Raw genomic sequence first — 13229 nt, forward strand, 5'->3', positions numbered from 1 at the left:
GGACGCTGCGCTGCGTACGGGCGCGGGCGCGGGCCCACCGTCGGTCGTGCTCGGTGCTGCTAGTCGCGGTCGGTGCCGAGCCAGGCGGCGAGAACCGGCCCGATCTGGGCGAGTTGGTCCGGCCGGGTCAGCTCACCGTGGCGTCCCGTCACCTGGTGGACCTGGATCCGACCGGTGACGTGCGAGGCCCAGTCCTCGGGCCGCGACGCGTGGCCGGGCTCCTCGCGGCTCGCCTCGAAGAACAGGACGTCACCGAGGAACTTGCGGGACCTGAACGAGTCCTGGAGCACCGCGTTCGCGAGGAAGACCCTGGCCATGGCCTCCAGCGACGCGCCGTCGAGCAGTGCGAACGGGCTGTCCGCCGACTCGCCCGCGTCCGGCGCGTCCGGGGCGCCCGGCGCGTGACCGAGCGACTCCAGGAGGGCCCGGACCACCTCCGGGCCGGCCTCCGGGCCGGCCTCCTGCGCCGCCTCCTGGCCCGCCGGTGCGGGCAGCGGCTCCGCGACCGCTTCGAACGCGGTGGTCGGGTAACTGTCCAGCAGGGCCAGGGTCTGCACCTCCTCGCCCTCCTCCTGGAGCCGGACGGCGAGTTCGTGCGCCACGACCCCGCCGAAGGACCAGCCGAGCAGGGCGTACGGGCCGTGCGGCTGCACGGACCGGATCTGCGCCAGGTAGTCGTCGACCATCGCGTCGACACTCGCCGGAGCGGCCTCGGGATCGACCAGACCGCGGGCCTGCAGGCCGTACAGCGGCCGGTCGCGGTCCAGGTGGCGCAGCAGCCCGGAGTACACCCAGCTGATGCCGGCCGCAGGGTGCACGCAGAAGAGCGGGCTCAACGCCGTTCCCGTGCTCCTGCGCAGCGGCAGCAGGGTGGCCAGGGCGCCGTCCCCGAGTCCCGAGCCGTCCAGTCGTTCGGCGAGGCCGGCGACGGTGGGGGCGTCGAAGAGGTCACGGATGCCGAGTTCGGCACCCAGCGCGGTACGGATCCGGCTGATCAGGCGTGCCGCGAGCAGCGAGTGGCCGCCGAGGGTGAAGAAGTCGTCGTCGATGCCGACCGACGGCACGTCCAGGACCTCGGCGAACAGTGCGCACAGGATCTCCTCCCGCGCCGAGCGCGCACCGCGCCCACTGCGACCCGTCACGGCGACGGGAGCCGGCAGGGCACGCTGGTCGAGCTTGCCGTTCGACGTCAGCGGCAGCACCGGCAGCACCACCAGGGCCGCGGGCAGCATGTGACGCGGCAGACGCCCCGCCACGTGGCGACGCACCTCCTCCACATCCACACCCTCATGCCCCTCCACCGGGACCAGGTAGCCCACCAGGCGCCGGTCACCGGGCCGGTCCTCCCGGACCACGACCACCGCCTGCGCCACCGCCGCATGCGCGGTCAACGCCGCCGCGATCTCACCCGGCTCGATCCGGAACCCCCGGATCTTGATCTGGTCATCCACCCGACCCGCATACTCCAGCACGCCGTCCGCAGTCCCGTTCGCACGCCAACGCGCCAGATCCCCCGTCCGGTACATCCGCTCACCCGGCCCGCCATACGGATTCGCGACGAAACGCTCCGCCGTCAACCCCGGACGACCCGCATACCCACGCGCCAACCCAGCACCGGCCAGATACAACTCACCCAGCACACCCGGCGCCACCGGCCGCAACCCCTCATCCAGCACGAACGCCCGCGTATTGCGCAGTGGGCGACCGATCAACGGCACCTCGTGATCCGCCACCCGCGCATACGTCACATACACCGTCGCCTCGGTCGGCCCATACGTGTTGAACGCCGCCGTCGACCCCGCCACCGCACGAAGATCAGCCCACAACGCCTCGTCCAGCGCCTCACCACCGATCTCCAGAATCCGCGGACGCGACACCCTCGAACCGTCCAGGAGGCCCAGCTCCACCAACTGCCGCAAATACGTCGGCGTCAACTCCAGATAATCCACACCCCGCCGCTCGACATACTCCACCAGCAGCTCAGGACTGCGACGCGTCTCATCGTCCACCAGATGCAGCTCATGCCCACCCAGCAACCAGAACAGCACACTCCACGACGCGTCGAACGTCATCGCACCGATCAACGCCGCCCGCAACGCCCGACCCCCAAGCGCCGCCAACTCCGCCGCAAACACCTCCTCGACATGCGCGTGGAACAGATTCACCAACGAACCGTGCTCCACCACCACACCCTTGGGCCGGCCCGTCGACCCCGACGTATACACCGCATACGCCGCATGCCCCGAACCCAGCACCCCCACCCGCTCCGCATCGACCACATCAACCACCGACAGAGACGCCAACTCCCCCACCACACCCGGGTCATCGACACACACCACCGGCACCGAACCCGAACTCCCCAAGCCCGCAGCATCGGTGACCACCACCGCCGGCGCCGAATCCTCCAGCATGTACGCGACCCGATCCGCCGGATACTCCGGATCCACCGGCACATAACAACCACCGGCCTTCAACACCGCCAACAACGCCACCACCAGATCCGCCCCACGCGGCAACAACACCGCCACCCGCGCCTCCGGGCCCACCCCACGACCGATCAACAACCGCGCCAACCTGTTCGCCCGCGCGTTCAGCTCACCGAACGACAGCACACCCTCCCCATGCACCAACGCCCTCGCCCCCGGCGCCGACCGCACATGCTCCTCGAAGATCTCCGACAGCATCCGCCCATCGCCCACCGCATGCCCGGTGTCGTTCCACCCCGACAGGACCAGCTCACGCTCCACCCCACCCAACAACTCCACCGAACCAACCGGCACCTCGGGATCACCCACCACCGCCACCAGCAACCGCACCAACCGCTCCGCCAACGCGCACGCGGTACCACGATCGAAGAGATCCATCGCATATCCCAGCGTCGCCGAGATACCGATCGGGGTGCCTGCGCCGTCACGTTCCTCAGCGAAGGTGAAGTCGAGGTCGAACTTCGCCGGGGACAGCCCGAGCGGTTCCTCCTGCGCTGTGATGCCCGGGAGTTGGAGCGCGCCCTCGGCGTTGTTCTGCAGGACCAGCATCACCTGGAACAGCGGGTGCCGGGCCAGCGAGCGCGTCGGGTTCAGCTCCTCCACCAGCCGCTCGAACGGCAGATCCTGGTGACTCAGCGCCGCCAGGTCGGTCTCACGAACGCGGTCGAGCAGCTGCCCGAAGGTCGGCGCACCCGACGTATCGGTGCGCAGCACCAGGGTGTTGACGAAGAACCCGACGAGATCGTCGAGCGCCTGGTCCGAACGCCCGGCAACGACCGTGCCGATCGGGACATCCGTCCCCGCACCCATCCGGGTGAGCAGCGCCGCGAGGGCGGCGTGCAGCACCATGAACAGCGTCACGCCGTACTGACGGGCGATCCCGTCGAGCCTGGCGTGCAGTTCGGCGTCGAGCTCGAACTCCACCAGATCACCGCGATGCGTCGCGACCGCCGGCCGAGCCCGGTCGACGGGCAGCGCCAACTCCTCGGGCACACCCTCCAACGCCTGCCGCCAGTGGTCCAACTGCTGCTCCAACACGTCACCGAGGAGATCGTGCTGCCAGAGCGTGTAGTCGACGTACTGGACGGGCAGCGGCTCCCACGCGGGTGCCTGCCCGGTAAGCCGGGCCTCGTAGGCGGTCGACAGACCCTCCCAGAGGGGACCGTTCGACCAGCCGTCACTGGCGATGTGATGCAGCGTCAAGACGAGTACCGACTCGTCCTCGTCCAGCTGGAACAGCGCAGCACGGATGGGCAGTTCGGTCGCAAGATCGAACGGGGTGAACGCGGCCTCGTGTGCCTGCCGCGCGAGGCTTCCGGGGTCGCACGCGATGGCCGTGAAGGGAACCCGGACCTCGTCGGCCGGCACGACCAGCTGACGGGCCTCGCCGTTGAGTGCGGGGTAGCGGGTGCGCAGGGTTTCGTGCCGCGCAACGACGTCATCGACCGCCGCCCGCAACGCGACCACGTCGAGATCGCCGTGCAAGCGCACCGCGAACGAGATGTTGTAGGTGGCCGACGGGCCCTCCATCTGGTCCATCACCCAGAGACGCTGCTGCGCGAACGACAGCGGCAGCACGTCCGGGCGCTCGGCCGGCACCACCGCCCGGCGCGCGGGCCGGCCGTCCTTGAGGGCCTCGGCGATTCCGGCGACGGTCGGACTGCGGAACAGGTCGCGGATGCCGAGTTCGGCGCCGAGGGCCGTGCGGATCCGGCTGATCAACCGGGCCGCCAGGAGGGAGTGGCCGCCCAGGGCGAAGAAGTCGACGTCGGCACCCACCGACGGCAGACCGAGGACCTCCGCGAACAGTGCGCAGAGGATCTCCTCCTCCGCCGAGCGCGGGCCACGACCGCTGGACTCGACCGCCAGGACAGGGGCCGGCAGGGCACGCTGGTCGAGCTTGCCGTTGGGCGTCAGCGGCAGCACCTCCAGCACCACGAACCCGGACGGGACCATGTACTCCGGCAACAGCCCCGCCACATGCGCACGCAGCTCCGCGACGTCGACGCTGTGTCCATCGGCGGGGACGACATACGCCGCGAGGCGCTTGTCCCCCGGCCGGTCCTCCCGCACCACCACCACACCCTGCCCCACCGTCGCATGCCCGGTCAGCACGGCCGCGACCTCACCCGGCTCCACACGGAAGCCACGGATCTTCACCTGGTCGTCGATACGACCCGCGTACTCCAACACCCCATCCGCCCGCAGACGCCCCAAGTCCCCGGTGCGATACATCCGCTCACCCGGACCGCCATACGGATTCGCGACAAAGCGCTCCGCCGTCAGACCCGGACGACCCGTATACCCGTGCGCCAACCCCGCACCCGCCACATAGATCTCCCCCACCACACCGACGGGTGCGGCGCGCAGTGACCCGTCCAGCACGAACGCCCGCTTGTGGGTGACCGCGCGGCCGATCGGCAGTGCCGCGCTGGTGAGGTCGGCGTCCGTGACGGTGTGGCAGGTCGTGAAACCCATGCTCTCCGCCGGCCCATACCCATTACCCACCCGCAGACCCGGATACAGACCCAACACCTTGGCGACATGCGCCACCGAACCACTCTCACCACCCGTAAACGCCGTCCGCACCCCAGCGAACGCCCCCGGATACTCATCCACCAAGAAATTGAACAGACTCGCCGACAACTGAAGCATCGTCACCCCATGCTCCACCACCAACGCCTCAATCAGATGCGGCTGAGGATTCTGCCCCGCCTGCAACACACACACCGCACCATGCACCAACGCACCGAACAACTCCAACGCAAAACCGTCCCACGACACCGGAGAACACTGCAGGAACACCTCACCCGCACCGAACTCACAGTAATCCTGACCCAGATACGTCCCCACCAAAGCCCGATGCGGCGCCGCCACACCCTTCGGCCGACCCGTCGAACCCGACGTGAACATCACACACGCCACATCATCCGGACCCACCGCCACACGCTGCCGCCCGGCGACGTCAACCGCCTCCCACGGCTCGTCGTCTACGCAGAGCACCGCGACGTCCAGGCCCGACAGCACCTCGCGCATGCCGACCCGTGTGAGTACCAAGGCCACATCCGCCTCAGCCACCACCGTCGCCAGACGATCCACCGGGAAATCCGGATCCAGCAACGTATAAGCACCACCGGCCTTCAACACCGCCAGCAACGCCACCACCATGTCCACACCACGCTCAAGCCGCACCCCCACCAACACACCCGGCCCCACACCCCACCCCACCAAACGATCCGCCAACCCCTCCGACAGACCATCCAACTCCCCGTACGACACCCGACGATCACCCGACACCAACGCCACCGCACCCGGCGCACCCACCACCCGCGCACCGAACAACTCCACCAGAGTCACCTCCGGCAGCGACACCACCTCACCGGCCCCGACACCCGGAACCTCGAACACGTCCAACGCCGCGATCGACACCCCCGGATCACCCGAAACCGCCTCCAACAAACGCACCAGAGACTCCACGACCATGGCCGCCGTGGACCGCTCGAAAAGATCCGTCGCGAACTGCAACGCCCCGGGAATCCCGGCCGCAGCACCCGCGCCGTCACGCTCCTCCAGAAACGTGAAGTTCAGGTCGAACTTCGCCGGCGACACCCCCACCGGCTCCTCCCGCGCCACCAGACCCGGCAGGTGAACAGTCCCCTCCACGTTGTTCTGCAGAACCAGCATCACCTGGAACAACGGATGCACCGCCAACGAACGCGTCGGATTCAGCTCCTCCACCAACCGCTCGAACGGCAGATCCTGATGCGAGAACGCCGCCAAGTCCGTCTCACGAACCCGCTCCAACAACTCACCAAAACTCGGCGCACCCGACACATCCGTCCGCAACACCAACGTATTGATGAAGAACCCGACCAACTCATCCAGCGCCTGATCCGAACGCCCCGCCACCACCGTGCCGATCGGAACATCCGACCCCGCACCCAACCGCGACAACAACGCCGCCAACCCCGCATGCAACACCATGAACAACGTCACACCATGCCGACGCGCCAAACCCTCCAACCTCGCATGCAGCTCGGCGTCGAGCGCGAAGTCCACCAGATCACCGCGGTGCGTCGCGACGGCCGGCCGAGGCCGGTCCGCGGGCAGCGCCAGTTCCTGCGGCACACCCTCCAGCGCGTGCCGCCAGTGGGCGAGTTGGAGGTCCAGGACATCGCCGAGCTGGTTGTGCTGCCAGAGCGTGTAGTCCGCGTACTGCACCGGCAGCGCCTCCCACACGGGCGCCCGCCCGGCCAACCGGGCTTCGTAAGCCGACGACAGCCCCTCCCACAACGGACCACTCGACCAACCGTCACTCGCAATGTGATGCACCGTCAGGACGAGCACCGACTCCCGCTCGCCGAGACTGAACAGCAAGGCGCGGATCGGGAGTTCGGTCGCCAGGTCGAACGGCTTGAACGCGGCCTCCTGCACCTCGTGGGCGAGGCTGTCACTGTCTCCCTCCACGACCTCGAAGGCGACGTTCGCCTCGCCGGCCGGCACGACCAGCTGGTGCGGCTCACCGTTGCGCACGCGGTAGAGCGTGCGCAGCGTCTCGTGCCGCGCGACGACGTCATCGACCGCCGCCCGCAACGCGGCCACATCCACCACACCACTCAACCGGACCGCGACCGGAATGTTGTAGGCGGCCGAGGGGCCCTCCATCTGGTCGAGGAACCAGAGACGCTGCTGCGCGAACGACAGCGGCAGCACCTCCGGACGCGCGGTCGCCTCCAGCGCCGGACGCACCGGACTGCCGTCCTTCAGCTTCTCGGTGATCCCGGCGACGGTCGGGTTGCGGAACAGGTCACGGATGCCGAGTTCGGCACCCAGTGCGGTACGGATCCGGCTGATCAACTTGGTTGCGAGCAGCGAATGACCGCCGAGCGCGAAGAAGTTGTCGTCCAGGCCGACCGAGGGCACGTCGAGTACCTCGGCGAAGAAGGCGCACAGGATCTCCTCCTGCGCCGACCGTGGACCTCGGTTCGTGCGGACGCCGTCGGGCGTCGCGGTGACGACGGCAGGCCGCGACCGTTCCGTGCGGGCGAGGAACTCCCGCTCCTGCTCAGGGGTGTCGAACACGTCCAGCGCGGAGACGCGGGCCTCCGGATCGCCGGCGGCCGCGCCGAGCAACCGGACCATCTGCTCGACCAGCGTGCGCGCGGTGACGCGGTCGAAGAGGTCGGTCGCGTACTGCAGTTCCGCGTGGATGCCGACGGGGGCACCCGTGCTGTCACGCTCCTCGGCGAAGGTGAAGTTGAAGTCGAACTTCGCCGGGGACAGGCCAAGCGGTTCGTCCTGCGTGGTGAGGCCGGGGAGTTGGAGGGTGCCCTCGGAGTTGTTCTGCAGGACCAGCATCACCTGGAACAGCGGATGCACGGCCAGCGAACGCGTCGGGTTCAGCTCCTCCACCAGCCGGTCGAAGGGCAGATCCTGGTGACTCAGCGCCGCCAGGTCGGTCTCGCGGACCCGGTCGAGCAGCTGCCCGAAGGTCGGCGTTCCCGACGTGTCGGTGCGCAGCACCAGGGTGTTGATGAAGAACCCGACGAGATCGTCGAGCGCCTGGTCCGAACGCCCGGCAACAACCGTGCCGATCGGGATGTCCGTGCCCGCACCCATTCGGGTGAGCAGAGCCGCAAGCCCGGCGTGCAGCACCATGAACAGCGTGACGCCGTGCCGACGCGCCAGCGTGTCGAGCCTGGCGTGCAGTTCGGCTTCGAGATGGAACTCGACGATGTCGCCTTCGTGGCTCGCGACCGCGGGCCGGGGACGGTCCGCGGGCAGCGCCAGTTCCTGCGGCACACCCTCCAACGCCTGCCGCCAGTGGTCCACCTGGCGGCCGAGGACATCGCCGAGCTGGTTGTGCTGCCAGAGGGTGTAGTCGACGTACTGGACGGGCAGCGGCTCCCACGCGGGTGCCTGCCCAGTGAGCCGGGCTTCGTAGGCGGTCGACAGGCCCTCCCAGAGGGGACCGTTGGACCAGCCGTCACTGGCGATGTGATGCAGCGTCAGGACGAGTACCGACTCGTCCTCGCCCAGCTGGAACAGGGCGACCCGGATGGGCAGTTCGTTGGCCAGGTCGAACGGCGCCAGCGACGCCTGCTCCACCTCCCGAGCCAGACGCTCGTTGTCGCACTCCGCGACCGTGAAGGGAACGCGGGCCTCATCGGCCGGCACGACCAGCTGACGGGCCTCGCCGTTGAGTGCGGGGTAGCGGGTGCGCAGGGTTTCGTGCCGCGCGACCACGTCATCGACCGCGGCGCGCAACGCAGCCAGGTCGAGACGGCCGTGCAAGCGGACCGCGACCGGAATGTTGTAGGTGGCCGACGGGCCCTCCATCTGGTCGAGGAACCAGAGGCGCTGCTGCGCGAACGACAGCGGCAGGACCTCCGGGCGCTCAGCCACCTCCGCCAGCGCCGGACGTGCCGGCTGTCCGTTCCCCAGTCGTTCGGCGATTCCGGCGACGGTGGGAGCGTCGAAGAGGTCGCGGATGCCGAGTTCGGCGCCGAGGGCCGTGCGGATCCGGCTGATCAGGCGAGCCGCCAGGAGGGAGTGGCCGCCCAGGGCGAAGAAGTCGACGTCGGCACCCACCGACGGCAGACCGAGGACCTCGGCGAACAGTGCGCAGAGGATCTCCTCCTCCGCCGAGCGCGGGCCACGACCGCTGGACTCGACCGCCAGGACGGGGGCCGGCAGGGCGCGCTGGTCGAGCTTGCCGTTGGGCGTCAGCGGCAGCACCTCCAGCACCACGAACCCGGACGGGACCATGTACTCCGGCAGCAGCCCCGCCACATGCGCACGCAACTCCGCGACGTCCACGCTCTGTCCGTCGGCGGGGACCACATACGCCGCGAGGCGCTTGTCCCCCGGCCGGTCCTCCCGCACCACCACCACACCCTGCCCCACCGTCGCATGCCCGGTCAGCACAGCCGCGACCTCACCCGGCTCCACACGGAAGCCACGGATCTTCACCTGGTCATCGATACGACCCGCGTACTCCAACACCCCATCCGCCCGCAGACGCCCCAGATCCCCGGTCCGATACATCCGCTCACCCGGACCGCCATACGGATTCGCGACAAAGCGCTCCGCCGTCAGACCCGGACGACCCGTATACCCGTGCGCCAACCCCGCACCCGCCACATAGATCTCCCCCACCACACCCACCGGCGCAGCCCGCAGCGACCCGTCCAGCACGAACGCCCGCTTGTGACTGACCGCACGGCCGATCGGCAACGCCACACCGGCGAGATCCGCATCCGTCACCGCATGGCAGGTCGTGAAACCCATACTCTCCGCCGGCCCATACCCATTCCCCACCCGCAGACCCGGATACAGACCCAACACCTTGGCGACATGCGCCACCGAACCACTCTCACCACCCGTAAACGCCGTCCGCACCCCAGCGAACGCCCCCGGATACTCATCCACCAAGAAATTGAACAGACTCGCCGACAACTGAAGCATCGTCACCCCATGCTCCACCACCAACGCCTCAATCAGATGCGGCTGCGGATTCTGCCCCGCCTGCAACACACACACCGCACCATGCACCAACGCACCGAACAACTCCAACGCAAAACCGTCCCACGACACCGGAGAACACTGCAGGAACACCTCACCCGCACCGAACTCACAGTAATCCTGACCCAGATACGTCCCCACCAAAGCCCGATGCGGCGCCGCCACACCCTTCGGCCGACCCGTCGAACCCGACGTGAACATCACACACGCCACATCATCCGGACCCACCACCACACGCTGCCGCCCGACGACGTCAACCGCCTCCCACGGCTCATCCACACACAACACCGCGACGTCCAGCCCCGACAACACCCCCCGCATCCCCACCCGCGTCAGCACCAAGGCCACATCCGCCTCAGCCACCACCGTCGCCAGACGATCCACCGGAAAATCCGGATCCAGCAACGTATAAGCACCACCGGCCTTCAACACCGCCAGCAACGCCACCACCATGTCCACACCACGCTCAAGCCGCACCCCCACCAACACACCCGGCCCCACACCCCACCCCACCAAACGATCCGCCAACCCCTCCGACAGACCATCCAACTCCCCGTACGACACCCGACGATCACCCGACACCAACGCCACCGCACCCGGCGCACCCACCACCCGCGCACCGAACAACTCCACCAGAGTCACCTCCGGCAGCGACACCACCTCACCGGCCCCGACACCCGGAACCTCGAACACGTCCAACGCCGCGATCGACACCCCCGGATCACCCGACACCGCCTCCAGCAAACGCACCAGAGACTCCACGACCATGCCCGCCGTGGACCGCTCGAAAAGATCCGTCGCGAACTGCAACGCCCCGGGAATCCCAGCCGCAGCACCCGTGCCGTCACGCTCCTCCACAAACGTGAAGTTCAGGTCGAACTTCGCCGGCGACACCCCCACCGGCTCCTCCCGCGCCACCAGACCCGGCAGGTGAACAGTCCCCTCCACGTTGTTCTGCAGAACCAGCATCACCTGGAACAACGGATGCACCGCCAACGAACGCGTCGGATTCAGCTCCTCCACCAACCGCTCAAACGGCAGATCCTGATGCGAGAACGCCGCCAAGTCCGTCTCACGAACCCGCTCCAACAACTCACCAAAACTCGGCGCACCCGACACATCCGTCCGCAACACCAACGTATTGATGAAGAACCCGACCAACTCATCCAGCGCCTGATCCGAACGCCCCGCCACCACCGTGCCAATCGGAACATCCGACCCCGCACCCAACCGCGACAACAACGCCGCCAACCCCGCATGCAACACCATGAACAACGTCACACCATGCCGACGCGCCAAACCCTCCAACCTCGCATGCAGCTCGGCGTCCAGGCGGAATTCGACGACGGCGCCGTCATGACTAGCGACCGCAGGCCGGGTCCGGTCCGCAGGCAACGCCAACTCCTGCGGCACACCGTCCAGAACCTGCCGCCAGTGGTCCAACTGCCCTTCCAGCACCTCACCGAGCTGGTTGTGCTGCCAGAGCGTGTAGTCCGCGTACTGCACCGGCAGCGCCTCCCACACGGGCGCCCGCCCGGCCAACCGGGCTTCGTAAGCCGACGACAGCCCCTCCCACAACGGACCAGTCGACCAACCGTCACTCGCAATGTGATGCACCGTCAGAACGAGGACCGACTCCACGTCGCTCAACTTGAAAAGTGCTACCCGCAGGGGAAGTTCACGGGCAAGGTCGAACGGAGCGAACGACGCCTGCTGCATCTCCTGCGCCAGCAGCTCACCGTCATACTCCACCACCGTGAAGGGGACCCGGGCCTCGGCGGCCGGCACCACCAGCTGGTACGGCTCACCGTCGACCGTGGGGTAGCACGTGCGCAACGCCTCGTGCCGCCCGACCACGTCATCGACCGCCGCCCGCAACGCGGCCACATCCACCACACCACGCAACCGGACCGCGACCGGAATGTTGTACGTCCCCGACGGACCCTCCATCTGGTCCAGCACCCAGAGACGCTGCTGCGCGAACGACAGCGGCAGCACCTCCGGACGCTCAGCCACCGCCAGCGCCGGACGCGCCGACTGGCCGTCGTCCAGTCGTTCGGCGAGGCCGGCGACGGTGGGGGCGTCGAAGAGGTCACGGATGCCGAGTTCGGCACCCAGCGCGGTACGGATCCGGCTGATCAGGCGCGCCGCGAGCAGCGAGTGGCCGCCCAGGGTGAAGAAGTCGTCGTCGATGCCGACCGACGGCACGTCCAGGACCTCGGCGAACAGCGCGCACAGGATCTCCTCCCGCGCCGAGCGCGCACCACGCCCACCGCGACCCGTCACCGCGACGGGAGCCGGCAGCGCACGCTGGTCGAGCTTGCCGTTCGACGTCAGCGGCAGCACCGGCAGCACCACCAGGGCCGCGGGCAGCATGTGACGCGGCAGACGCCCCGCCACGTGGCGACGCACCTCCTCCACATCCACACCCTCATGCCCCTCCACCGGGACCAGGTAGCCCACCAGGCGCCGGTCACCGGGCCGGTCCTCCCGGACCACGACCACCGCCTGCGCCACCGCCGCATGCGCGGTCAACGCCGCCGCGATCTCACCCGGCTCGATCCGGAACCCCCGAATCTTGATCTGGTCATCCACCCGACCCGCATACTCCAGCACGCCGTCCGCAGTCCCGTTCGCACGCCAACGCGCCAGATCCCCCGTCCGGTACATCCGCTCACCCGGCCCGCCATACGGATTCGCGACGAAACGCTCCGCCGTCAACCCCGGACGACCCGCATACCCACGCGCCAACCCCGCACCGGCCAGATACAACTCACCCAGCACACCCGGCGCCACCGGCCGCAACCCCTCATCCAGCACGAACGCCCGCGTATTGCGCAGTGGGCGACCGATCAACGGCACCTCGTGATCCGCCACCCGCGCATACGTCACATACACCGTCGCCTCGGTCGGCCCATACGTGTTGAACGCCGCCGTCGACCCCGCCACCGCACGAAGATCAGCCCACAACGCCTCGTCCAGCGCCTCACCACCGATCTCCAGAATCCGCGGACGCGACACCCTCGAACCGTCCAGGAGGCCCAGCTCCACCAACTGCCGCAAATACGTCGGCGTCAACTCCAGATAATCCACACCCCGCCGCTCGACATACTCCACCAGCAGCTCAGGACTACGACGCGTCTCATCGTCCACCAGATGCAGCTCATGCCCACCCAGCAACCAGAACAGCACACTCCACGACGCGTCGAACGTCATCGC

1 protein-coding gene is annotated in these 13229 nt (G+C 68.4%); it reads right to left on the reverse strand.

What is annotated here, in order from left to right:
* Positions 1 to 59 precede the first annotated feature (59 nt).
* The gene (locus tag BS80_RS43690) at positions 60 to 13226 is read right to left on the reverse strand and encodes a non-ribosomal peptide synthetase (RefSeq protein ID WP_157536742.1); all 13167 of its coding nucleotides are present in this window, start codon (positions 13224 to 13226) and stop codon (positions 60 to 62) included.
* Positions 13227 to 13229 lie beyond the last annotated feature (3 nt).

Source organism: Kitasatospora mediocidica KCTC 9733 (assembly GCF_000744225.1).
GTDB lineage: Bacteria > Actinomycetota > Actinomycetes > Streptomycetales > Streptomycetaceae > Kitasatospora > Kitasatospora mediocidica.

Excerpts from the sequence above, each read along its gene's own strand:
- BS80_RS43690 (WP_157536742.1), bottom strand. The coding sequence starts at position 13,226 with ATGACGTTCGACGCGTCGTGGAGTGTGCTGTTCTGGTTGCTGGGTGGG.